Origin of the sequence: Leyella lascolaii (genome assembly GCF_900079775.1) — a bacterium.
GTDB lineage: Bacteria > Bacteroidota > Bacteroidia > Bacteroidales > Bacteroidaceae > Prevotella > Prevotella lascolaii.
This window is the reverse complement of sequence record NZ_LT556050.1, coordinates 69,925-93,340: the sequence shown is the minus strand read 5'-3', so window position 1 is coordinate 93,340 and position 23,416 is coordinate 69,925. Positions and strand designations below refer to the sequence as shown.

Sequence of the window (23,416 nt, the reverse complement as noted above, 5' to 3'; positions counted from 1 at the left end):
TCCTATCCCGAAATTTACATCACAGTCTCCCCGTTTCCGCCTTTTCGCAGCCTCGTTTTATCATTTTCAGACATATCCCAGAGCCTTCTCCGGTTACGGAAAAGCCCGTCTCATGTCCCCATAAAGCCTCTTCCGTCTGCCCGAAAAGCCTTTCCTGCATTGCGGAAAAGCCCGTTCCGCGTGCGGATGAAGACATACTGCGACCGCCAAAAGCGTAATGTTCTGATATCCAACACTTTCTGTTTTACACTGAAAAACTCCATATTCGCAGACAGACTGCATCCCGCAGCGTTCCACGCGAATCTCAGCGACTTCACGTTGTTCCAATCCCCGTATTACATCCACCCTTTCTCCCCATCTCACCTTCCCACTCTCTCCCCCTCCCACCTTCTCCCTTTCTCCCCCTCCCACCTTCTCCCTTTCTCCCCCTCCCACCTTCCCATATATTTCATAATGGCATGGCGTGTTCATTAAATTATATTAATGCACATATATTAAAGTTTCTTTATCATATAAAAATGTTATCTTTGCATTCACGATATGAAATTTATGAGGATATGCCTGTCAGCATATTGTGTCATAAATAGCTTCAGAGCCGTACAACTTGAAAGCATTTCATGTGTTCAGTCTCGTTTTTTCATATGATTTAAAGAATGTATAACACATATCTAAATTATAAATGAAAAATTATAGGTTAGTGAACAATACGCTTGGATGGCTGACTTTTTTGATTGCAGCCTTTGTGTATTGTTCCACAATTGAGCCGACAGCCAGCTTCTGGGACTGTCCGGAATTTATCACTACAGGTTATAAATTAGAGGTCGGTCACCCGCCCGGAGCACCGTTTTTCATGCTGACTGCAAACCTGTTCTCGCAGTTTGCGAGCGACCCGTCACAGGTTGCGAGAATGGTGAACACGATGAGCGCGCTCCTGAGTGCTACGACCATACTGTTCCTTTTCTGGACTATAACGCATCTCACCCGCAAGCTCATACTTAAAGACTGGAGCCAGCTGACAACTGCAAAGCTTGTAGCCATTCAGGCATCAGGACTTGTCGGCGCGCTCATCTATACATTCAGCGACACTTTCTGGTTCTCCGCGGTGGAGGGCGAGGTGTACGCTTACTCTTCCGCTTTCACCGCTGTGGTGTTCTGGCTTATACTCAAGTGGGAAGACCATGCTGACGAGCCGCACAGCGACCGCTGGCTTGTGCTCATAGCATACATGACAGGTCTCTCCATCGGTGTACACCTTCTCAATCTGCTCTGCATACCCGCCATTGTGCTGGTTTACTGCTATCGCCGTTTCCCGGACATCGAACTCAAAGGCTCGCTTGTCGCGCTCGTCATCTCGTTTGTCATCGTTGCGGCTGTGCTTTACGGCGTTGTTCCGGGCATTGTGACTGTTGGCGGATGGTTCGAGCTTCTTTTTGTCAATGTGCTCGGATGTCCGTTCAATACCGGAGAGATAATCTATATATTGCTGCTCGTGGCAACTGTCATCTGGGCAATATATGAGACGTATTCCGGAAGAAACCTCAGAAGGCAGAACATAGCGTTCGTCCTGTCCGTAGGCATGCTCGGCATACCTTTCTACGGGTACGGATGGTCGGCAGCAGTGATAGGGGCTGTGGTGCTTGCAGTGCTTTACTACGTGCTGGGACGTACGCGGAAAGTGGAGAAGAAACTCGTGCCTTATGTCACGGCACGTGCCAAGAACACCGTATTGCTGTGCCTGCTGATGCTGATGATAGGCTATTCCAGCTACGCCGTGATTGTGATACGCTCTTCTGCCAACCCTCCGATGGACCAGAACTCTCCTGAGGACATCTTCACGCTGGGCAGCTATCTCAGCCGCGACCAGTATGGCGACAGTCCGCTGTTGTACGGTCAGGCATACACGTCAAAGTTCGAGTACGACATAAAGGGAGGCATGTGCGAAGTGCGTACGAAAGAGGGCGCGCCCATATGGCAGCGTAAGGAGAAGGTGGACAGTGCGGAGAAGGATTCCTACTTCGTGGTGGCTCACAAGAACAAGCTCGTATATGCGCAGAACATGTTGTTCCCGCGTATGCACAGTTCGGACCATGCGGCGGCGTATGAGAGCTGGATGGGCGGTGTGGACGGCACTGAAGTGCCTTACGACATGTGCGGAGAGCCGGTTACGGTGAAGATTCCGTCGCAGTGGGACAACATACGTTTCTTCCTTTCATACCAGTGCAACTTCATGTACTGGAGGTATTTCATGTGGAACTTCGCCGGTCGTCAGAACGACATACAGGGTAACGGTGAGCCCGAGCACGGCAACTGGATAACCGGCTTCCCGTTCATAGACAATCTGATGCTTGGTGACCAGAGCAAGCTGCCGGACGAGCTCCAGAACAACAAAGGACATAACGTGTTCTATTGCATGCCGCTCCTGCTTGGTCTGCTCGGTCTGTTCTGGCAGGCGTGGAGAGGACGTCGCGGAATACGGCAGTTCTGGGTTGTCTTCTTCCTGTTCTTCATGACAGGACTCGCGATAGTCATTTATCTTAACCAGACACCGCAGCAGCCCCGCGAGCGCGACTATGCATATGCCGGTTCTTTCTATGCGTTTGCCATCTGGTGCGGCATGGGTGTGGCTGCAATCATTGATTATCTGAAGAAGAAAATCAAAGGTCACGAACTCGTCATCGCCTCCATCGCCGGCGTGGTGTGCCTGTTTGTCCCCATACAGATGGCAAGCCAGACTTGGGACGACCACGACCGCAGCGGACGATACACATGCCGTGACTTCGGACAGAACTATCTGATGACGCTTCAGGACAAGGGCAATCCGATTATATTCACAAACGGTGACAACGACACCTTCCCCCTGTGGTATAATCAGGAGGTTGAGGGCGTGCGCACGGACACTCGTGTTTGCAACCTCAGCTACCTGCAGACTGACTGGTATATCGACCAGATGAAACGTCCGGCATACGATTCTCCTCCTGTTCCTATAACATGGCCGCGCATCGACTACTGCTCTGGAACGAACGAGCTTGTGGAGATTCATCCTTATGTAAAGCAGGACATAATGGAATACTACAAACAGAATCCGGAACAGGCAAGGGCGCAGTTCGGAGACGACCCTTTCGATGTGAAGAACATTATGAAATATTGGGTACGCTCGAAAGACAAGGACATGCGCATCATTCCTACCGATACGGTCTATGTGAAGATAGACAAGGAGGCTGTGAGGAAGAGCGGCATGCTCATGGCGGGCGACTCCATACCCGACAAGATGGTCATATCGCTTGCAGGAAAGCGCGGACTCGGCAAGGAAAGCCTTATGATGCTGGAGATGATCGCGCAGTGTAACTGGACTCGTCCGTTATACATCGCGACGACAGTAGCGGAGAAATACTACATGAATCTCGGCGACAACTTTGTGCAGGAGGGTCTGGCTTACCGCATCACTCCGTTCACAACGAAGAATCCGGGCATGAAGAACATCGACACGGAGAAGATGTACAATAACCTCATGAACCGTTACAAGTGGGGCGGACTGGAGAAACCGGGACTCTATCTCGACGAGACCGTAATGCGTATGTGCTACACTCACCGCCACCTGTTTGCCATACTTGCCCTCGCGCTCGTGGAAGAGAACAAGAAGGACAAGGCTGTTGAGGTGCTCGACAAGTGTCAGAAGGTGATACCCGACTATAATGTGCCCGTCACGTTTATGTCTGCCGGAGCTGATATGGCGCAGGCTTACGCGCTTGCCGGACAGAAAGCCAAGGCGGCGAAACTGCTTGACGCGGTGTGGAAGAATGCCGAACAGTATGCCGTATGGTATCTGTCGCTCAACGGCTCGCGCTTCACTCAGGCGCAGAACGACTTCCTGCGGCAGGTTGTAATGTTGAAGAGCACTGCCGAACAGACTGCTCTGGTAGACGCCAAACTTGCCGAAAAGCGCATGCAGAGACTTAATGCTCTCTATGCGACATACATCAGCAAGGGTGGGGTGGAACTGAAATAAACCCTCCGGATTTATGATCATAGAACAGCCTGCACAGTGGTTACGCTGGTTATATCCGAGAGCTCTATGGAGAATGGACAGGAAGGAGAGAGCCGTCTATCTGACGTTCGACGACGGACCGATACCGGAATCCACTCCTTTCATTCTCAGAACTCTGGACGAGTATGGCGCGCGCGCCACGTTCTTCATGGTAGGCGACAACGTGAGGAAATATCCGGAGTTGTATGACAGTATAGTGGCTGCCGGCCATCAGGTCGGCAACCACACTTTCCATCACCTTGGCGGATTCAAGCATTTTGCCGCAACCTACATCAAGGACACCAATGCTGCCAACGAACTTATAAAAGCCCGGTACTTCAGACCGCCGCACGGGTGCATGAGCTATGCGCAATATCTGTGGCTCAGACGTAAATACCGGATTGTGATGTGGGACCTCGTCACGCGCGACTATTCAAAATGGATGACGGCGGATGATGTGGTTGAGAATGTCAGACGCTATGCGCGCAACGGTTCAATAATAACATTCCACGATTCGTTGAAGAGCATAGACAAACTGCATTTCGCACTGCCACAGGCACTACAGTGGCTGAAGGATCAGGGATATGAATTCAGAATATTCGAATGAGGCAAGGCTTTCTGGGCTTGCCTCATTCGTTTTTTATTTATGTGTATTGTTTTTTCGCTGCACTGTTACGGTGCTGTCGGTCTCTGTATGTCTGCGCATGGTAATTCTATTTCGCCAAAGTGCAGCATGGCGTTGAACAGTCTTATCTTCCTGTAGGTCCATATCTTTTCCACAGGAATGTCATGTTCTGTCAGTATTCCGTTGTCAAGCAGTTCGGCGCGGCGTGTTCCTTTCAGCAGCGGACGGGTAGGGGTGTGCCATTGTCTGCCGTCCCAAAGGGCTATGTTGGCAATGGATGTGTCTGTAAGCAGTCCGTTGCGTACTATCAGAATGTCGTCCGCCTCTCCGCGTCTGGTGAAAAGTGAGTCCAGTGCGGAGCGGTCTGCGTATTTGTAGCTGTATTCCATTGAATCGCATTCCACTGGTTTTAAGGTCTTGACACTGCGTATGTGATACGGGAAATATTCTATGTTCTGAATGTCGGCACCGTAGGTCACACGACACCGTATGCGACCGTTGCCGCATCCGGTGTTGCGGATGTGCTCTCCCAGATTCAGTCGCGGCATCTGTCCGAAGAAATGTCTTCTTGTCGAGTCGACGCGCTGCTGGTGGCGCGGGAGGTTCAATATCTGCCCGTCTTCTATGCATATGGTTTCAATAAATCGGCACATATACTTTCTGTTTCATTTCTTCATATTCACTCCGTACATTGCTTTGGAATGTTATTCCGCCTCCGCTTTTGAAAATCATTCTGCCTTTGCCGTCCTGTTCGATAAAGCGTATCAGCACCGCGCTGTCAAGGTCGTCTCCGTCAAAATATCCCATGACTCCTGTGTAAAAACCTCTGTTGTAGTTTTCTGCCTGGTGTATTATGTCAACCGTTTTCTTCTTGGGCGCTCCGGATATTGAACCTGCCGGGAGCATCCGTAAGATGATGTCGCCGAGCTGTTGCCTGTAGTCTGACGCCAGCCGACCGCGTATTTCTGAGCTCATCTGCCACAAGGCGCCCCTGTTTGTAGTCAGTTTTTCCAAGTACATGAAGCGTGTCACGGTCACTTCTGTCGCTGATTGGCTGAGGTCGTTGCGTATCAAATCGGTGATTGTTGCGTGCTCCGCTCTTTCCTTGACATCGTTAATAAGCCTTTCACGGGCACAGGGAATGGCGGCGTCAATTGTTCCTTTCATGGGATAGGAATATATTAATCCGTCGTGTATGCGGACAAACGTCTCAGGCGAGAATACCGTAAACCGGTCTTTCAACCATAATTTGTATCGTGCCTCCGCGAAGTTGAATATCTGCTCCAAAGACATGTTTGTCCTCACAGGCGTGGCGCAGGTAAGGTTGGTCAGAAAGGAGTTGCCTGCAAGGATATTGCTTTGCACAGTGTCGAATGATTTTTTGTACGTGTCGAATGATTCGGGATAAGTTTCCCACTCAATCTTTCCAGGCATTTCGTCCGGCTTTTGTCTGCTGATGTGGGAATGTCCTGGAAAGACGAACTGTAGCTCGCTTGCAGGTAAATCATCGGTTCTTTCCACAAGGCAACGTTCTGTTCCGAAGTCTGTAAGGAAGAAAAAGGGAGTCCTTTCTTTGCCTAATGAGTTCATTCTCTTTATTGCCTGTTCCTTGTCAATGAATAATCTTTCTATGCTGTTCATTGTCTTGCATGTTTTTGTATTCCGTCTTTTGTCAGTCCGGATGTGTGTCTCTTATAGTCCGGATGTGTGTTTGTGTGTGTTGTTCGCATATGTTTTCCGGTATGAACCGTCTTTTCGTGTCCTGAGCATATATCATTGCGAGTTCTTCAAAATGTGCCTGCGTTAATGTATGACATAAAGCCATTGTGTCGGATTATATTGAGACGGTATTACGTTTTTTTATTAATCAGTGCTACCGGTTATGTGTGTTGGAGCAAAGGTAACTACTTTTTTATTCTCACGCAAGTATCTTACGGGTAATCATGAAATGTGTATGATGTGGATATGGAACGTTGTTTCCTTATATGAAATTTCCGGTGCAGGCAAAAGCTAACGGGCAGGCGCACTCTTATCAGGATTGTTACAAATCAGGCAAAAAGTCTTTGTCTGTTCTTCTTTCTTTCAGTAGTTCTGGTTGTACGGCTTATTTTCTTAGTCATGAGAGATGAATGTATGAATTTAAAATTATATATTTGCAAATATAATTATATGATAATGACACATGCGTAGTCTGTATAACATGCACTGTTATCGTATAAGGCATGGCATGGAATGTGGAAATTCAATATGTGGTATTTACCTCGAAGATAAAACGCAGCGGTCATTTCATAATGTGAAACTATAAACCTCGTATGATATGGCAAATCTTTTAGATGAAGTAACCGGTCCGGTTAACGATAACGGACGGGATGTAAGGGTGATCGACCGTCAGTTGCCGGTTGAGATAGGATTCGGTTCAACTCTCTTTGAAATCGCATTGTGGACGGTAATACCATGCCTTGTATTATTGTATGTTTTCCTTTTTGGCGATACACTTGAAAATCCTTCACTGTTCGCGGTGCTCGGTTGTGTCGTCGGCATACTGCCGGGTGTGATATTCGTTTTTATGAAAATATCCGCACATAATTATTTCCAGCAGCTGGAACAGCGTATTCAGGCGGAGGCTTCGAACATTGACAACTATCTCGAACAACGCGTACAGATTCTGCAAAATGTAGTCGGACTTGTTGAAAAGGCAATCAGTCTGGACAAGGAAGTCATGACTACGGTGGCTGCGTTGCGTGGCGGAAAAGTGAATGGAACGAACCGGGAGGAGGTTAGCCGTCAGACGGATATGGTTTTCGGACGTCTGTTCCCGCAGGTGGAGGCTTATCCTGAGCTGAAGGCGCATAACGCAATAGCTGACGCAATGCAGCAGAACAGTTATCTTCAGCGTGAGATAACTGCGGCGCGTACCGTGTACAACAGCCGTGTCACACAGTGGAATAATGACATCTTCTGTTGGCCTACCAAAATGATAGTGGCAGCCCGTCAGGGTTACACAACGCGCATCCCGTTCACTGTCTCTGCCGATACACGCGAGAGAGCCAGAGATAAATTCTTCTAAAGATTACATATATGGATAATGACATATATGACCCTTTGGCAGAATACAAGAATGTGTTCCGCGACCGCTTCAGACGTATTGCGATGCAGACATTTGACGAATTGGCGCAAGAGGCTGATGTGGATGTCGCGGCAAACCGTATTACTTGCAGTAAGATATATAACAGGAATGTAGACCTTTCATTCTTGAATTCAGATATATATAGCTGGAAGGTTAGGAGTGTTGTGTTGATTATAGCGGCAGTGGCGGGTGTTGTAGGCTTTTTCGGTTTATATGATGAGCTTGACAGACTTGGCAAAGGACTGATTGTTCTGGCAACGATTGTGGATGTGGCGTTTCTTTTTACTAAGGTTTATCCTAAGCTGAGGGACCTGAAAACAGAACGGGAAAGCCTTTGTGGGGAAATAGACGTATTCACAAATGAGGCGTGGAAGCAGATGGAACCGCTTAACCGTTTGTACGACTGGGATATAATGACGCGCTTAATGAGTAAAACCATTCCTCAATTAGAGTTTGACCCGAATTTCACGGCACAACGTCTTGCAGATATGAGGGAGGTGTATGATTGGAACGATTCGTTCAATGCGGAGCGTTCAGTGATATATTGTCATTCCGGTCTAATCAATGGTAATCCGTTTGTTCTGTGCAGGACGAGAATGATGAAGATGGGTACCAAAACATATAAAGGTTCTAAGACAATACACTGGACAACACGTGAGCGCGATTCAGAAGGTAAATATCGTACTGTAAGACATTCTGAGACTCTTACCGCTACCGTAATTGCTCCATATCCGGAATATTACGAGAGAACACGTCTTTTCTACTGTAATACGGCTGCTCCTGACTTGATATTCCACAGAAGACATAGTGGATTGGCAGGAAAGGAAGACTCTTTGTCCTTTAAAATGAGAAGAGCCTTGCTTCGCAATAAAGCCCGCAGGCTAAGTAATGCAGACTATGCGATGATGACAAATGAAGAGTTTGAAGTCGCTTTTGATACCAGCGACCGCAACAATAACCAGCAGTTTGCTCTTTTGTTTACTCCTCTCGCTCAGGAAAACATGCTTAGACTGCTTAAAGATGATGTTTTCGGATACGGCGATGATTTCGATTTCGATAAGCAGGAAATGATTAATACCATCACCCCGGAGCATATTCAGGAACTTGAACTGGACATGGATCCTGAACAATTTCGCACTTATGAATTTGAAAAAGCGAAAAGACTCTTTTGCTCTACCAGTGAGAAATACTTCCGGGCAATATATTTCAGTATTGCTCCGCTGCTTTGTGTGCCGATGTATCAGCAGATACGTCCCAGACAGGAGATTTACGGACGTGACACGGAACGGCACAGTTCGTTCTGGGAACATGAGGCATTAGCCAATTATTGGGGACAGGAACATTTCGCTCATCCAAGATGTGTGACAGACTGTATTCTTAAAACGGAACGGGGGCACACCGTCAATGACAGATCCACTTTGACTGTTCACGCATACGGGTACAGTTCTATAGAACGGGTGACATATGTAAAACGTTATGGCGGAGACGGACGTTACCATAATGTCCCGGTGTATTGGGATGAGTATCTTCCGGTTGAAGGATTGGGAAAAATATATATAAAGGAAGATAATGACATTGAGATTGACGGCATTACTCATAAGGAACGTGCTGCTCATATAGACAATGTGTTGGCAGAATCGGGTTTAAAGCTGTATAGAAGACACATCGCATCGAAACTGTGAAACAGTACTCATGTATGCGGCTGTCGCACAAATCAAATTATGAGATTGTCATAGTCTGAACCTGTGTCTCTTACGTGCCTTCTGCGGTATTGCCTCTCCGGGGAAGCCTTGTATGCCAGACCCTCCGCGAGCCTTGCTGCGGTATTGTGCCCATCGGTTTCTTATGCTCTCCACATAACCTGCCGTTTCCTGTCCGCGCATGTATCCGTATTTCACCACAGGGTCGTTGTAATATTCCGGATAGCTCAGTTTCAGGACGAACTCCGACACGTCTCTCCATGAGTGAGGGTTTCTTCCGTGTTTTTTTGTCAATGCCATTGCGTCACGGATATGGAAGAAACCGCCATTGTAACTTGCCAGAATGAATGAGCAACGTTCGTTCCGGTCTCTTATGTCAAGAAACTTTCCGTTAAGTGTCTTGATGTAGCGTGCTGCTGCGGCAATGTTTTCTTCAGGGTCAAATATATTCGCCCTTGACAGACCAATCATGTCTGCGGTTGCCGGCATTATCTGCATCAGACCACATGCGCCTGCCCACGAGCGCGCATTCGGGTCGAATGTCGATTCCTGATAGCACTGTGCGGCGAGCAGCCTCCAGTCCCATCGTGTCAGTGGGGCGTATTTTTGGAACAGGTGGTCGTATTCTGATATTATGCCAGCCGAGGCGTTCAGCATTGGAGAATAAGTGTGTCGGCGTATGCTTTGGGGCGAATACATGAATGCCTCCTCCTTTTTTATCTGTGCGAGCAGTTGCGGTCTGTACCACCGGTTCAATGAGTCAGACAGTTCCTTGTTGCCCTCACTTACCGCCCACGAAGTGCTGTCTGTCCCATATCCGCAATAGTTCAGTCCTTTTGTTTTACGTGACATCTGATACACAATGATGTCTCCTTCGCCCTCTTCAAGCCTTTCCAGCATTTCGGCAGTGTCTCGGCAAAGCTCCACACGCAGGGATACACCAATGTCGTGTGCGAATTTCTCGCACAGCAGATATTGTGTTCCCATACCTCGTCCGCGATAGTCAAAATACGTGTCAGGACCGCTCATTGTCAGCATTATCATTTCACCGTTGCTCTGAAGGTCGCTTATCGTGAAATGATTCTCAAAGTCTGCGCTGTCTTCAACTGCCGTGCTGCCCCATGGAGTGACCTCTATGGATTTCTTGTTGTCGCTACAGCTCAAAGCCAGCAATACCGAAAATAATATGTATAAAAATTTCAATTGCATGTAAATGGTGCACAAATGTACTACATTTCTTGCGTAATTCCTTGAAAAACGGTATTTTTGTCATTATCTTTTTAATATATTTGATATTATGTTACGAATTGCCGTGCAATCAAAGGGTCGTCTCTTCGACGACACCATGAATCTGCTTGCAGAAGCTGACATCAAGGTCCGCACAAGCAAGCGCACATTGTTAGTACAGTCTGTGAATTTCCCGATAGAGGTGCTGTATCTGCGAGACGACGACATTCCACAGAGTGTTGCAAGCGGTGTCGCTGATGTCGGCATAGTGGGAGAGAACGAGTTTTTAGAAAGGGAAGAGAATGCTCAGATCATATCCAGACTTGGATTCAGCAAGTGCCGGTTGTCTCTTGCCATCCCGAAAGAATACAAATATACAGGTCTTGAGTGGTTCAACGGCAGACGGATTGCAACGTCTTATCCGAACATTCTGGATAAATTCCTTAAGAAGAACGGCATAACGGCAGAGATACACGTCATAACCGGAAGTGTGGAGATATGCCCCGGCATAGGGCTTGCCGATGGAATCTTTGACATTGTAAGCTCAGGCAGCACACTTATAAGCAACAATCTCAGAGAGGTGGAGGTTGTGATGGAGAGTGAGGCTCTGCTGATAGGAAACTGGAATATGGACGATGACAAGCATGCCATACTCAATGAGATGCTGTTCCGTATTGAGGCTGTGCGATCGGCAACAGACAAGAAATATGTCATGATGAACGCTCCTAAAGATAGAGTCAGCGACATAACAGCTGTATTGCCGGGAATAAAAAGTCCTACAATAATACCGCTTGCCGACGAGAACTGGTGCTCCATACATACAGTGCTTGACGAAAAACGTTTCTGGGAAATTATCGGACGGCTTAAAGAACTCGGTGCTCAAGGAATACTTGTGACACCCATTGAAAAGATGATTTTGTTATGAGAATAGTGAGATATCCCGAACGTGAGGTCTGGAAAAAGATACTTGAAAGACCTCATACAGACATTTCCGCGTTGAATGGCGTTGTGGACGACATTCTGGAAGATGTGCGTAATAACGGTGATGAGGCTGTACGCAGGTGTGAGCTGCGCTTCGACGGAGTGTCATTGCAGTCTTTGGCTGTGACCGAGGATGAGATTGAGAATGCCGTCAGAAGTGTTGATGCCGAGCTGAAAGAGGCTATAGAGCTCGCCCATTCGAACATCGGGAAATTCCATATGGCGCAGCGCACTACAGAGCATAAGGTGGAGACGGTGCCTGGAGTGAGCTGCTGGCAGAAGAGTGTAGCCATACAAAAGGTGGGACTATATGTTCCCGGTGGGACGGCTCCGCTTTTCTCCACTGTTCTGATGCTCGCCACACCGGCAAGGATTGCCGGATGTGATGACATCGTTCTGTGTACTCCGCCTGACAAAAACGGCAATGTCAACCCCGCCATTCTTGTGGCGGCAAAGACTGCCGGAGTGGATAAGATATATAAGATAGGTGGAGTCCAGGCTATCGGAGCGATGGCATACGGTACTGAAACTGTGCCGAAGGTATATAAGATATTCGGTCCGGGAAACCGTTATGTAATGGCAGCGAAGCAGCGGGTGAGCCTCGACGGTGTGGCGATAGACATGCCTGCGGGTCCTTCGGAGGTATGTGTTATAGCCGACGAGACAAGCAACGTGGAGTTTGTAGCAGCCGATTTGCTGTCGCAGGCAGAACACGGCACAGACTCGCAGGTGCTGCTCATAAGTACGTCGGAGTCTGTGGCAGTTCGGGTAAGTGAGGAAATCGACCGGCAGCTTGCTGTCTTGCCGCGTCGCGACATTGCCGCCCGTTCGCTTGAAAACAGTCTTTGCATAATTGCACACGACGGCAGTGAGGCTATGGAGATAAGCAATGCCTATGCTCCAGAACATCTTGTCATTGCCACGGAAGACTATGACGCGCTTGCCGGTATGGTGGTCAACGCCGGAAGTGTTTTCCTTGGTAAGTACGCATGTGAGAGTGCCGGAGACTACGCGAGCGGCACCAACCATACATTGCCTACCCACGGTTATGCCACGGCTTACAACGGAGTGAACCTTGACAGTTACATACGCAAGATAACATTCCAGCACATCACGCCTGAAGGAGTTATGTCTATAGGACGCGCAGTGGAGGTAATGGCAGAAAATGAACAGCTTGAGGCGCATAAGAATGCAATGACTGTGCGCTTGAGAAATATTGGAAGAAAATGAGAAAATTAGATGAACTGTTGCGCGACAATATCCTCAGACTGTCGCCATACAGTTGTGCCAGAAACGAATATAGCGGGCATTCGGCTACCGTGTTGCTCGATGCCAACGAGAATCCGTACAACAATCCGTACAACCGTTACCCCGATCCGCTGCAGCAGGAACTGAAAAACGTGATGGCGAAGCTGAAGGGTGTGTCGCCGGAACAGATATGTTTCGGCAATGGAAGCGACGAGATTATTGACTTGTTGTTCCGTTGCTTCTGCCGTCCGGGCGTAGACAATGTGGTAGCAATAGAACCTACCTACGGCATGTACAGGGTGTGTGCCGACATCAATGATGTGGAGTATCGCCCTGTGAGACTCGACGATAATTTCCAGCTTGACGCAGACAGACTGCTCAATGCGTGCGATGCGAACACAAAGCTGATATGGATTTGCTCCCCCAACAATCCTACCGGAAACCTGATTGACAGCGGAATGATAGAGAAGGTTGTCAATGCGTTCGACGGAATCGTGGTTATCGATGAGGCGTACACGGATTTCTCACGGTCGGTGCCTTTCAGACTCAAGCTTGCAAAGTTTCCCAATATCGTCGTTCTAAACACCATGAGCAAGGCTTGGGGTTGCGCCGGAATACGGCTCGGAATGGCTTTCGCGCAGAAGGAAATAATAGATATATTTAATAAGGTGAAATATCCTTATAACATAAATGTGCTTACCCAGAGGTATGCCATGGATGCTCTGAAGGACTCGTTCAGGGTGGAGAAGTGGATAAATACCATTGTGGAGGAGCGCGGCAGGATGGTTGCCGCTTTCCGGGCGTTGCCTGTATGCCGGAAGATATATCCCACAGACGCAAACTTCTTCCTTGCTAAGATGGATGACGCACAGGCAATATACGACTATCTTGTGAGGAAAGGGATTATCGTCCGCAACCGTACCAATGTATGCATGTGCGAGAACTGTCTGCGCGTTACGATAGGGACAAAAAGCGAAAACAACGAGCTGCTTGCCGCGTTGAGGCAATATTGACGTTGTATAGAAACAAAACAAGATGTATGATTTCATCCTTGTTCAGTTCTTCTGTCTTCATATTGGCATTCTGCTTTTTCCGATACGTGACCGTATGCAATATGTGAAAACGTTAAGTGAAATGACGGCAGCAGTTAGAAATACGGATGAATTCTGATGACAGATTCGGGGTAATGAACAGCCGGCACAGTGCGATTGTCCGGTCTTTATTGCGGATGCTGTCAGGAGATAAAGAAATCCCGGCATACCTTTATGGATGTGCCGGGATTAACATATAGATTTGCTTTACAGTACTTAATTATTCAGCTTTCTCTGCGTTGTCCTCTGTCTTTTCGGCGGTTTCTGCCACGGGAGCGGCTTCTTCCTCCTTGTTCTCAACAGGAGCATTCTCTGCGACAACCTTTACAGGCACCTTAACCTCAACCTCCTTGTGGAAGTGGACTACAGCCTCATAGTCGCCTACGCTCTTTATGTCGCGCATTGTTATAATCTTGCGGTCTATATCGAAGCCCTGTTTCTTCAGTTCCTCGGCAACGATGTTGGTGTTTACAGAACCGTATGTCACACCGGTTGCGCTGACCTTAGCTGCGATGACAAGCGATACATTGTTGAGTGCCTCAGCCTTCTTCTCAGCCTCAGCCTTTATTGCAGCAAGTTTGTGAGCCTGCTGTTTCAGGTTCTCGGCAAGCACTTTCTTTGCAGACTCAGATGCGATAACAGCCTTTCCTGTCGGGATGAGGTAGTTGCGTCCGTATCCGCTTTTTACGTTTACAATATCATTCTTGTAGCCTAAGCCTATTATATCTTCTTTCAGTATTATTTCCATATTGTCGTTCCTCCTTTTTTATTTCATCAAATCGGTTACATATGGAAGCAAGGCTATCTGGCGTGCGCGCTTGATTGCCTGTGCCACGCGACGCTGATATTTCAGTGAAGTACCGGTAATGCGACGCGGAAGGATTTTGCCCTGCTCGTTCAAGAACTTCTTGAGGAACTCGGGATCCTTATAGTCGATATACTTGATACCGCTTTTCTTGAAACGGCAATACTTTTTCTTTCTTGTGTCCACTGAGGGTGGAGTCAAATAACGTATTTCTGATTCTACTGCTGCCATAAATTAAGCCTCCTCTTTTTTAGCGTATTTGTTACGTCTCTTCTCAGCGTACTGCGCAGCGTACTTGTCGAGTTTGACTGTTATGAAACGGATTACTTTCTCGTCGCGGCGGAAGCCGGTCTCAAGAGTCTTAACGATAGTCGGCTCTGCCTTGAACTCAAGCAGGCAGTAAAAACCCGTTGATTTCTTCTGGATAGCATAAGCCATTTTTTTCAATCCCCAGGTTTCCTCATTCAGAATTTCCGCACCGTTCTCGGTGAGAAGATTCTTGAATTTAGCAACCGCTTCCTTCATCTGGTCATCAGACAAAACGGGAGTCAAAATGAAAACGGTTTCGTATTGATTCATATTAAAAAATAAATTGTTAAATGATTTGATTTTGCAAAATGCGGTGCAAAGGTACTCATTTTACATGATAGAAACAAAGGTGGTTGTGTCTTATTTGTGTATTTAACAATTTTTAGATTTATATTGCGACAGCGATATGCCTATCTTTAATATTTTTGCATAAGATAAGCTTCGGCTAGGCAGTATCAAGTCTGGTAAAACTGCGTTTTCCCGCCTTGCTGTTGCTCTCGCCTTGCATTATCTTTGCAGCGTATAATTTAAGTGTGATGAAACGTTTCTTCAAAGATAACCTTGGAATACTGCTTGTCTGTACAGGAGTACTGACAATATTCATCTTGTATGTTCTCGGTAGGACGGGCTCTAATGTGGTCAACATTCTTGCGTCTGTGCTTATTCTGACCGGAATCGTCTTGTATGTGCGCAGGATGAAGAAGAGCGGCGAGTATTAGTCGTGCGTCAGGCGTGCTGTGGCTTACGAGTATGGCGGCGGACTCATGCCGGTGTGCAGCGGCGTGCCGGTGGAGATGTGCGTAGGATGGTACAGGAGAGCGGCTCACCCGTCCGTGTGCCATAAGTGAGACATGATTGCGTGATGTAGGAATGGCTTGTAAGCTGTTCCTGCGTATTATTACGGACATCGATTTTTGTCTTTCAACCTGCGAGTTCTGCTTACCTTTATTGCATATTCATTCATTTTCGCGGTAAATTATTTTGACAACACAAATCTGCAAAACAGGAACAGGCTACGTGTCGGAGACTTGTGGCGTTTCATCGGAAACTCGTTTTAATGTGCATATTTCTGATTCTGTATCACATTGTAGAGCCTGCTGAAAGCCGGAACGGGCTTTTCCGTGGGTCGGAACATACTTTCCCGGTGTCTGACACATGCTTTGTCTGCTTGCGAAAAAGCCCCTTTCAGGGCGTGAAACAGGCTTTCCCGCATGACGTTTCAGCGTGTGTTGTTGCGCGGAATTGTGCAAGACGCTGTCTTATAGATATTTATGTCCTTCTCCAAAAACTCGCGTATTTGCCTTCGTATGGGCTTTTGTCCGCAAATATCCGCTCTATTTTGCATTGCGACGAATATTTATGCAGTCCGTAATACGGATTTCCGTATAATTATTCAGTTATGTACTCAGCAGTTCTTCGCGTTGTTATGACTTGCCGGCATCAGGAATCTTGGTCCGTAATACGGATGAGGTATAATGACGTTTCAAGTAAAAAAAAGAGGCTCCCCGTGAAGGGAAGCCTCATGGTTATGTCTGTTTCAGACACTTGTAATTATTCGCCCTTTATTGCGGCAACGCCCGGAAGAACCTTTCCTTCTATTGCCTCGAGCATAGCACCGCCTCCGGTTGAAACGTAGCTCACCTGGTCTGCCAGACCGAACTTGTTGACAGCAGCTACAGAGTCGCCGCCGCCCACGAGTGAATAAGCACCGTTTTCCTTTGTTGCCTGTGCCACATATTTGGCTATCTCGCCTGTTCCGTGTGCGAAGTTCTCAAACTCGAACACGCCTACAGGACCGTTCCAGAGGATGGTCTTTGATTCGAGGATAATCTTCTTCCATATGGCGAGGCTCTCTTCAGAGGCGTCCATACCTTCCCATCCGTCGGGAATGTTGTATATGTCGACAACCTTGCGCTCTGCGTCGTTGGAGAACTCATTGGCAGCAACAGTCGCTACAGAGAGGCTGAGGTTCACGCCCTTCTTCTTGGCTTCCTCCATAACGTTGAGAGCTTCCGGCATGAGGTCGTCCTCATGGAGCGACTCTCCGATCTTTCCGCCCTGCGCCTTGATGAATGTGTAGCCCATACCACCGCCGATGATGAGGTTGTCCACCTTGTCGAGAAGGTTCTTTATGACACCGAGCTTGGAACTTACCTTAGAACCGCCGATGATGGCTGTGAACGGATGCTGTGCGTTTTTCAGCACGTTGTCGATGGCTGTCACTTCCTTCTCCATCAGATAACCCAGCATCTTGGAGTCTGCGTCGAAGTAGTCGGCTATCACGGCTGTTGACGCATGTTTGCGGTGAGCTGTTCCGAAAGCGTCGTTTACGTAAACGTCAGCGTATGATGCCAGTTTCTTGGCGAAGTCTTTCTGACGCTTCTTCATCTCGTCCTTTGCGGCAGCGTAAGCCGGGTCAGCCTTGTCGATGCCTACAGGCTTGCCTTCCTCTTCAGGATAGAAGCGGAGGTTCTCGAGCAGGAGAGCCTCTCCGGGCTTCAGAGCCTGTGCAGCCTCGTCGGCGTTGCCGCAGTCGGGAGCGAACTTAACCTCCACTCCGAGTGCCTTTGACACGTCTTCCTTTATCTGTCCGAGAGACATCTTGGGGTTCACTTTGCCTTTGGGCTTGCCCATGTGGCTCATCATGATGAGTGCACCGCCGTCAGCAAGCACTTTCTTGAGTGTGGGAAGCGCGCCGCGTATGCGTGTGTCGTCTGTTACTTTTCCGTTCTCATCCAATGGAACATTGAAGTCCACGCGAACGATTGCCTTCTTGCCGGCAAAATTGAATTGGTCGATTTTCATTTATCTTGAATATTTAAGTTGGATATTATTTTCTCTGCACGCAAAATTAATAATAAAAGTTGAAATCGCAAATGGCAGAATCCGAAATTTATATGTATTTAACCGCTTTGTATACGTCTTCCGCCTTGGGTTGCCGCTACATGCTTTCGTATTCGGTCCTGTCGTCTATTCCAGCCAGTGCCATAGCCTCTTTCCTTTCTATGCACGTGCCGCATTTCCCGCAGTGTCTCTCGCCGCCTTTATAGCAGCTCCACGTCTCTGAATAGTCTATTCCGAGGCGTTTCCCTTTCTTCGCTATGTCGGCTTTTGTGATGTTTGTGTACGGTGCGTCTATTCTCACGTCCTCGTAAGTGCCGTTTGCTATCGCCCTGTCCATTGCCCCGATGAATTCCGGACGGCAGTCGGGGTATATCGTATGGTCGCCGCCGTGATTGGCGATGAGTATTTTTTTCAGTCCGTTGCTTTCGGCTATGCCTGCCGCGACAGACAGCATTATGCCGTTGCGGAACGGCACCACGGTCGACTTCATGTTTTCGTCGGCATAGTGTCCTTCCGGTATTTCGTCACCGCCTTCGAGCAGGCTGCTTGTGAAATACTTTTGCATGAAGTCCAGCTTTATCACAATGTGTCTGATGCCGAGCCGTCCGCAGTGCACTTTTGCCCATGCTATCTCCCTGGCGTTGTGCTTGCTGCCGTAGTCGAACGTCACGGCAAGCGCTATTTCCTCCTTTTTGTCATAAAGCAGCGTTATGCTGTCCATACCGCCGCTGACAACTATTACAGAATCTTTCATAATGTTATCCGAATAATATTCTTAATGCCTCTTCAACCTTTCTTACCGGATGAAGATTGATGTTGTATTTCGATTTGTCTATCCTTTGCATGTTGTAGCGCGGGATGACGATGTCTGTGAACCCCAGTTTCTCGGCTTCGGCAAGCCGCTGTTCCATACGGTTAACCGGGCGCACCTCACCGCTCAGTCCCACTTCGCCTGCCATGCACCAGCCCTGTTCTATGGCAGTGTCCACGTTGCTCGACAACACCGCTGCTATGACGCTCAGGTCCATGGCAAGGTCGGTGACCCTTATTCCGCCGGCGATGTTGATGAACACATCCTTCTGCATCAGCTTGAAGCCGACCCGTTTCTCCAGGACTGCGAGCAGCATGTTGAGCCTTCGCTGGTCGAATCCGGTAGCGGCTCGCTGCGGGGTGCCGTATGCAGCCGACGACACGAGTGCCTGCGTCTCTACGAGGAAAGGTCTTGCGCCCTCGATGGCAGAGCTTATCGCCACGCCCGAAAGTCCTGACAGGTCCTGCGCGAGAAGCATCTCGGATGGATTGTTCACCTGTCGCAGTCCGTCCTGGCGCATTTCGTATATCCCAAGTTCGGACGTGCTTCCGAAGCGGTTTTTTATGGATCGCAGTATGCGGTACATGTAGTGCTGGTCGCCCTCAAACTGTATTACGGTGTCGACGATATGCTCCAGTATTTTAGGTCCGGCGAGTGTCCCTTCCTTGTTTATGTGTCCTATAAGTATTATAGGTATGCCGCTGCTTTTTGATATGCGTAGAAGGGTAGCCGCACATTCTCTCACCTGCGACACGCTTCCCGGTCCGCTGTCTACGGTGTCGGTGTGTATTGTCTGTATGGAGTCGATGATTATTATCTCAGGTCTGACGTTCTGTATGTGGTCTGTTATCTTGTCGAGCGACGTCTCACACAGTATTATCACATTGTCGTCCTTACCGTCGCCATGGTTCCCCGTGCTTTCCAGACGCCGCGCACGCATCTTCAGCTGGTGCGCGCTTTCCTCTCCGCTCACGTACAATATCTTGTATTCAGGCAGATTGAGAATCGTCTGTAGCGTGAGCGTGCTCTTGCCTATGCCCGGCTCTCCTCCAAGCAGAATGAGACTCCCCGGCACCAGTCCTCCTCCGAGGACTCTGTTGAGCTCCTTGTCGTTAAGGTCTATCCTCGGATAGTCCTCGTATGGAATGTCTTTAAGCCTTATGGGCTTTATCTCCGCCGCCTGTCTGCCGTTGCCGCCGAATCTTTCCGGTGAGATGATGGAGGATGCGGCAGTGCTTGCCGCCACTTTTATCTCTTTGAAGGTGTTCCATTCTCCGCAACTGGGACATTTGCCTATCCACTTCGTAGACTCCTGTCCGCAGTTGCTGCATACGTAAGCAACCTTGTCTTTTGCCATAGTATTCAATTTCCTACAAAAGTATAAATTATTTTCATTGTTACAAAATTTATTGTTATTTTTGCCGTATGAACAGGAACATTCTTATTATCCCGGCAGTGCTCATTGCCGCTGTTTTTTTCTCATGCGGACGTTCGGCAGAGGAGGTGCGGCGCATATCGCGTGAAGAACGGATGAAACAGGCAAAAGAGGAGAGGATGGCATTGAAGATTGCTGTTATGCCGACACTCGACTGTCTGCCTGCCTTTGTCGCCAGAGACTGCAATCTGTATGACACGGCAGCCGTAGACATAAGGCTCAGGAAGTTCAGCGCACAGATGGATTGCGACACGGCTCTCATCGGAAGAAGTGTCGAAGGGGCTTTCTCAGACTTTGTACGCACGGAACGCATGAAGAGCCACGACGGACTGCAGCTCGATTACCTGTCGTCCACAAACGCTTACTGGAATCTTGTGACAAGCCGTAAGGCACGTGTAAGGAAAATCAGCCAGCTCGACGACAAGATGATAGGCATGACGAGATATTCGGCTACCGACCTGCTCACGACAAAGTTCACGGAAGGCATAAGGCTGAAGTCGCAGGTGTTCCGCATACAGATAAACGATGTGAACGTGCGTCTGGCAATGCTTCTCAACAATGAGATAGACGCTGTGTGGCTGCCCGAACCGCAGGCTACGGAGGCACGGATGAAGGGCGGTAATGTGATAGCGGACAGCCGTGATAAGAAAAAGGTGCTCGGCGTGTTGGCATTCCGTGCTGAGGTGATGAAAGACTCACACCGCCGTAAACAGCTTTCCGTATTCGGGAAAGCATACAACATGGCGTGTGATTCGCTGAACAAGAACGGACTTCAACACTATTCGGCGGTGCTGAAAAAGCATTATGGTATAGACGACAATGTGATAAATGCATTGCCGAAGATAAAATATACACATATGAAAAAGCCGTCTAAGGCAGAGACAGACAATATTGTCTTATAACATTTCCGGAGTAATGCCGGTAAGAAGCTTTAAAGAAGTATGCAGAAAAACATTATACATTCGATATTGTACAGACAGGATTTGGGTAGGGCGTTGCGCGGAATGCGTGAAGAAATAAGCGGCGACAGCATTTATTCTTCTCTTGAAGGCGAGTTTGAGGCTATAGAGAAAGACTATCAGCTGATGCGTGACTATATGCTTCGCGGATATAAGGATCCGCAGATAGAGTCTGTGTACAGGAGCCTTCTGAGACGCGCATGCCGGCTGTATGGTTCCATGTGTCTTGCGGAAATGGTAAAGAGACGCCCTTCTTATATCTCTGCCGGAATCAGTTCGGGTGGTCTTTCACTACAGTCTGACGACGTGCGCGACGGGCTTGAGAGGTTTGTGCAGGACGTGGCGATGGCGTCTCTCGGCGTCGCAGGCATGCAGGAGGCTTCTCCTGACGACATTTATGCGCGCCACCAGCAGTACATGTCGCGCCTCTTCGATGCGGTGCTGGTGTCCGGACAGTGGAGCGACAACGGTGCGGAGGCTGTAAAGAGGCTGTTGACATCACCTACAGTAGACTCCAATGACGTGACGCTTCTCCTGAGTGCGGTTATGCTGTCGGCAATGAATGTGTTCGATCTGAACAAATGGCTTGTGATGGTGGATGTGTATGAAAACGCTTCGGATGAGAGGATAAGACAGCGCGCGCTGACAGGATGGGTCTTTGCCATGCCTTCAGACGACATGTCGCTGTTTCCGGAAGTGGAGCAGACGCTTGTCCGCCTTACAGGAAATGAAAGCGTATGCCGCGAGATTCTCGAGATGCAGATGCAGGTGATATACTGCAACAATGCTGACGCCGACAACATAAAGATACAGAATGACATCATTCCCAGTCTGATGAAGAACAACCGGTTTGAGATGACCGGTTCCGGTATAATAGAGAAGGATGACGACAGGATGCAGGATATACTTGACCCGGGTGCGGCAGACCGCAATATGGAAGAGTTGGAACGGTCGCTCAACAAGATGATGGAAATGCAGAAGTCCGGGTCGGACGTATACTTCGGAGGCTTCTCGCAGATGAAGCGTTTCCCGTTCTTCAATCAGATGAGCAACTGGTTCTGTCCGTTCTATATTGAGCATCCCCAGATAAGAAGCCTTAGCGAGAAGATGGGAAACAACAAGTTCATACAGAGGCTTTTCAACGATAGTCCGTTCTGCGACTCGGACAAATACTCTTTCGTTCTTGCCTTGTCGTCTGTAATAGGACGCATGCCTGACAATATAAGGGAAATGTTGAACAGCGGAGAAGTGCTCGGACTGCCGTCAGGGATGGATGTCGACGTGTCCGATCCGGCTTACATACGCAGGATGTACCTGCAGGATCTTTACCGCTTCTTCCGTCTCAACCAGTACAAGAACGACTTTACGAATCCGTTCACTGGCAGAGGCAGGCAGACTGGAGGACTGTTCTTCGCCAATCGGCTTTTGTCCGGTGTGTTGCCGGAAACGTGTGTTGTGGAGCTCGAGAAATTCCTTTACAAGCACAAGAGGTATGACATGATATTGTCACTCGCCCAGGTCTATGCCATAACAGATTCGGAGGAGCATCTCATTATGGCGGCAATGTCGCATTTACGGCTTGGACACAGCAGTGAGGCAGAGACCATATTCAGGCAGGTTATGGACATTAATGCCGGCAACGCGCAGGCTATAAAGGGTATGGCACAGATTGCATTCGCATCGCGCAGGTATTCAGAGGCGGAGACATATTACGGAAAGCTTTCAGAACTTTATCCGGAAAACAAAAACTATATTCTGAACAAGGCAGTGTCGCAACTGTGCGACGGTAAGCCGGAGGAGGGTATGGCTGTCATATTCAGACTTGACTACGAATATCCGGAAGACAACAACGTAAGAAGGGCTCTGGCATGGGGACAGCTTCTGAAAGGTGAAGCGCGGAAGGCAAGTGACATTTACGATGCCCTCATAGCGGACGGAAGATGTATCAGGGCTGACTTTCTCAATTCAGCGTATACCAGATGGTTCGTTGGAAACATGGGCGCGGCGGTGGACAGGCTGCGCGAGTATGTATCATACAATGGCGACAATATGGGATATGAAGAGCTTGAGACGGCTCTTGCCGAGGACAGGAATGTTCTTGAGGCTTATGGTATCACCGGTCCTGAAATGAAGATAATGACAGACTTGGTGTTCGGTTCTTGATGGCGGCACAATGTCGTATGGTTGCCGCCGCTCCATGTATGGCGGGACACGTCCGTAGGCATTGGTT

General features: G+C 48.5%; 19 protein-coding genes. 10 read left to right on the top strand and 9 right to left on the bottom strand.

Annotation, left to right across the window (positions count from 1 at the left end; genetic code table 11):
• Positions 1 to 679: 679 nt before the first annotated feature.
• Together BN4609_RS12905 and BN4609_RS12900 are read left to right on the top strand one after the other, a co-directional pair.
• Positions 680 to 4,006: a protein O-mannosyl-transferase family gene (locus BN4609_RS12905; protein ID WP_068857052.1), complete on the top strand. Its 3,327-nt coding sequence runs from the start codon at positions 680 to 682 to the stop codon at positions 4,004 to 4,006.
• A gap of 13 nt (positions 4,007 to 4,019) precedes the next feature.
• Positions 4,020 to 4,631, top strand: coding sequence for a polysaccharide deacetylase family protein (locus BN4609_RS12900; protein WP_021993592.1), 612 nt, complete (start codon positions 4,020 to 4,022; stop codon positions 4,629 to 4,631).
• Between the two features lie 65 nt (positions 4,632 to 4,696).
• Here BN4609_RS12900 and BN4609_RS12895 read toward each other — a convergent pair whose 3' ends face one another.
• Positions 4,697 to 5,302 carry an aminotransferase class IV family protein gene (locus BN4609_RS12895; protein WP_068857051.1) on the bottom strand — a complete coding sequence of 202 codons (606 nt, stop codon included), beginning with the start codon at positions 5,300 to 5,302 and terminating at the stop codon, positions 4,697 to 4,699.
• A complete protein-coding gene (locus BN4609_RS12890; RefSeq protein ID WP_084791619.1) occupies positions 5,286 to 6,290 on the bottom strand; it encodes an aminodeoxychorismate synthase component I in 1,005 nt (334 codons plus the stop codon). The genes BN4609_RS12895 and BN4609_RS12890 overlap by 17 nt, the downstream gene beginning before the upstream one ends.
• A 676-nt stretch (positions 6,291 to 6,966) precedes the next feature.
• On the opposite strand from BN4609_RS12890, the gene BN4609_RS12885 reads away from it, so the two are divergent.
• A complete protein-coding gene (locus BN4609_RS12885; protein WP_068857050.1) occupies positions 6,967 to 7,716 on the top strand; it encodes a LemA family protein in 750 nt (249 codons plus the stop codon).
• A gap of 11 nt (positions 7,717 to 7,727) precedes the next feature.
• Positions 7,728 to 9,458, top strand: a complete 1,731-nt coding sequence (locus BN4609_RS12880; protein WP_068857049.1) for an MAG1210 family protein — start codon at positions 7,728 to 7,730, stop codon at positions 9,456 to 9,458.
• Between the two features lie 48 nt (positions 9,459 to 9,506).
• Here BN4609_RS12880 and BN4609_RS12875 read toward each other — a convergent pair whose 3' ends face one another.
• Positions 9,507 to 10,685 (bottom strand): MltF family protein, encoded by a 1,179-nt coding sequence (locus BN4609_RS12875; RefSeq protein ID WP_068857048.1) that lies wholly within the window; start codon positions 10,683 to 10,685, stop codon positions 9,507 to 9,509.
• A gap of 88 nt (positions 10,686 to 10,773) precedes the next feature.
• On the opposite strand from BN4609_RS12875, the gene hisG reads away from it, so the two are divergent.
• The 3 genes from hisG to hisC are packed head-to-tail and all read left to right on the top strand — an operon-like array spanning position 10,774 to position 13,945.
• Positions 10,774 to 11,628, top strand: a complete 855-nt coding sequence (gene hisG / locus BN4609_RS12870; protein ID WP_068857047.1) for an ATP phosphoribosyltransferase — start codon at positions 10,774 to 10,776, stop codon at positions 11,626 to 11,628.
• Entirely contained in the window at positions 11,625 to 12,914 is a 1,290-nt protein-coding gene (gene hisD / locus BN4609_RS12865) for a histidinol dehydrogenase (protein ID WP_068857046.1), read from the top strand. Before hisG ends, hisD begins: the two co-directional genes overlap by 4 nt.
• Positions 12,911 to 13,945 (top strand): histidinol-phosphate transaminase, encoded by a 1,035-nt coding sequence (hisC, locus tag BN4609_RS12860; RefSeq protein ID WP_068857045.1) that lies wholly within the window; start codon positions 12,911 to 12,913, stop codon positions 13,943 to 13,945. The genes hisD and hisC overlap by 4 nt, the downstream gene beginning before the upstream one ends.
• Positions 13,946 to 14,243: 298 nt before the next feature.
• On the opposite strand, the gene rplI is transcribed toward hisC, so the two are convergent.
• Genes rplI through rpsF form a run of 3 tightly spaced genes read right to left on the bottom strand, consistent with a single transcriptional unit; the run spans position 14,244 to position 15,407 of the window.
• Complete coding sequence (rplI, locus tag BN4609_RS12855) at positions 14,244 to 14,771, bottom strand: 50S ribosomal protein L9 (RefSeq protein WP_068857044.1); 528 nt, start codon at positions 14,769 to 14,771, stop codon at positions 14,244 to 14,246.
• Between the two features lie 18 nt (positions 14,772 to 14,789).
• Positions 14,790 to 15,059 (bottom strand): 30S ribosomal protein S18, encoded by a 270-nt coding sequence (gene rpsR, locus BN4609_RS12850; RefSeq protein WP_021993604.1) that lies wholly within the window; start codon positions 15,057 to 15,059, stop codon positions 14,790 to 14,792.
• A gap of 3 nt (positions 15,060 to 15,062) precedes the next feature.
• Complete coding sequence (rpsF, locus tag BN4609_RS12845) at positions 15,063 to 15,407, bottom strand: 30S ribosomal protein S6 (protein WP_021993605.1); 345 nt, start codon at positions 15,405 to 15,407, stop codon at positions 15,063 to 15,065.
• Between the two features lie 266 nt (positions 15,408 to 15,673).
• Between rpsF and BN4609_RS12840 the strand changes: the two genes are divergently transcribed.
• Positions 15,674 to 15,856 carry a hypothetical protein gene (locus BN4609_RS12840; RefSeq protein ID WP_068857043.1) on the top strand — a complete coding sequence of 61 codons (183 nt, stop codon included), beginning with the start codon at positions 15,674 to 15,676 and terminating at the stop codon, positions 15,854 to 15,856.
• 832 nt (positions 15,857 to 16,688) lie between these two features.
• Here the strand turns inward: BN4609_RS12840 and BN4609_RS12835 are convergent.
• The 3 genes from BN4609_RS12835 to radA form a co-directional block, all read right to left on the bottom strand.
• Positions 16,689 to 17,942, bottom strand: a complete 1,254-nt coding sequence (locus BN4609_RS12835) for a phosphoglycerate kinase (RefSeq protein ID WP_021993607.1) — start codon at positions 17,940 to 17,942, stop codon at positions 16,689 to 16,691.
• Positions 17,943 to 18,078: 136 nt separating this feature from the next.
• On the bottom strand, positions 18,079 to 18,735 hold the full coding sequence (gene queC / locus BN4609_RS12830; protein WP_068857042.1) for a 7-cyano-7-deazaguanine synthase QueC: 657 nt from the start codon (positions 18,733 to 18,735) through the stop codon (positions 18,079 to 18,081).
• 4 nt (positions 18,736 to 18,739) lie between these two features.
• Positions 18,740 to 20,149: a DNA repair protein RadA gene (gene radA, locus BN4609_RS12825; RefSeq protein WP_021993609.1), complete on the bottom strand. Its 1,410-nt coding sequence runs from the start codon at positions 20,147 to 20,149 to the stop codon at positions 18,740 to 18,742.
• 68 nt (positions 20,150 to 20,217) lie between these two features.
• On the opposite strand from radA, the gene BN4609_RS12820 reads away from it, so the two are divergent.
• Together BN4609_RS12820 and BN4609_RS12815 are read left to right on the top strand one after the other, a co-directional pair.
• The gene (locus tag BN4609_RS12820; protein ID WP_068857041.1) at positions 20,218 to 21,129 is read left to right on the top strand and encodes an ABC transporter substrate-binding protein; all 912 of its coding nucleotides are present in this window, start codon (positions 20,218 to 20,220) and stop codon (positions 21,127 to 21,129) included.
• A 39-nt stretch (positions 21,130 to 21,168) separates the two neighbouring features.
• The gene (locus tag BN4609_RS12815; RefSeq protein WP_068857040.1) at positions 21,169 to 23,349 is read left to right on the top strand and encodes a tetratricopeptide repeat protein; all 2,181 of its coding nucleotides are present in this window, start codon (positions 21,169 to 21,171) and stop codon (positions 23,347 to 23,349) included.
• The last annotated feature ends 67 nt before the right edge of the window (positions 23,350 to 23,416 follow it).

Excerpts from the sequence above, each read along its gene's own strand:
- BN4609_RS12895 (WP_068857051.1), bottom strand. The coding sequence starts at position 5,302 with ATGTGCCGATTTATTGAAACCATATGCATAGAAGACGGGCAGATATTG.
- hisC (WP_068857045.1), top strand. The coding sequence starts at position 12,911 with ATGAGAAAATTAGATGAACTGTTGCGCGACAATATCCTCAGACTGTCG.
- BN4609_RS12815 (WP_068857040.1), top strand. The coding sequence starts at position 21,169 with ATGCAGAAAAACATTATACATTCGATATTGTACAGACAGGATTTGGGT.
- queC (WP_068857042.1), bottom strand. The coding sequence starts at position 18,735 with ATGAAAGATTCTGTAATAGTTGTCAGCGGCGGTATGGACAGCATAACG.
- BN4609_RS12905 (WP_068857052.1), top strand. The coding sequence starts at position 680 with ATGAAAAATTATAGGTTAGTGAACAATACGCTTGGATGGCTGACTTTT.
- BN4609_RS12820 (WP_068857041.1), top strand. The coding sequence starts at position 20,218 with ATGAACAGGAACATTCTTATTATCCCGGCAGTGCTCATTGCCGCTGTT.
- BN4609_RS12885 (WP_068857050.1), top strand. The coding sequence starts at position 6,967 with ATGGCAAATCTTTTAGATGAAGTAACCGGTCCGGTTAACGATAACGGA.
- BN4609_RS12875 (WP_068857048.1), bottom strand. The coding sequence starts at position 10,685 with ATGCAATTGAAATTTTTATACATATTATTTTCGGTATTGCTGGCTTTG.
- hisG (WP_068857047.1), top strand. The coding sequence starts at position 10,774 with ATGTTACGAATTGCCGTGCAATCAAAGGGTCGTCTCTTCGACGACACC.
- BN4609_RS12890 (WP_084791619.1), bottom strand. The coding sequence starts at position 6,290 with ATGAACAGCATAGAAAGATTATTCATTGACAAGGAACAGGCAATAAAG.
- rpsF (WP_021993605.1), bottom strand. The coding sequence starts at position 15,407 with ATGAATCAATACGAAACCGTTTTCATTTTGACTCCCGTTTTGTCTGAT.
- BN4609_RS12880 (WP_068857049.1), top strand. The coding sequence starts at position 7,728 with ATGGATAATGACATATATGACCCTTTGGCAGAATACAAGAATGTGTTC.
- BN4609_RS12900 (WP_021993592.1), top strand. The coding sequence starts at position 4,020 with ATGATCATAGAACAGCCTGCACAGTGGTTACGCTGGTTATATCCGAGA.
- hisD (WP_068857046.1), top strand. The coding sequence starts at position 11,625 with ATGAGAATAGTGAGATATCCCGAACGTGAGGTCTGGAAAAAGATACTT.
- rplI (WP_068857044.1), bottom strand. The coding sequence starts at position 14,771 with ATGGAAATAATACTGAAAGAAGATATAATAGGCTTAGGCTACAAGAAT.
- radA (WP_021993609.1), bottom strand. The coding sequence starts at position 20,149 with ATGGCAAAAGACAAGGTTGCTTACGTATGCAGCAACTGCGGACAGGAG.
- BN4609_RS12840 (WP_068857043.1), top strand. The coding sequence starts at position 15,674 with ATGAAACGTTTCTTCAAAGATAACCTTGGAATACTGCTTGTCTGTACA.
- rpsR (WP_021993604.1), bottom strand. The coding sequence starts at position 15,059 with ATGGCAGCAGTAGAATCAGAAATACGTTATTTGACTCCACCCTCAGTG.
- BN4609_RS12835 (WP_021993607.1), bottom strand. The coding sequence starts at position 17,942 with ATGAAAATCGACCAATTCAATTTTGCCGGCAAGAAGGCAATCGTTCGC.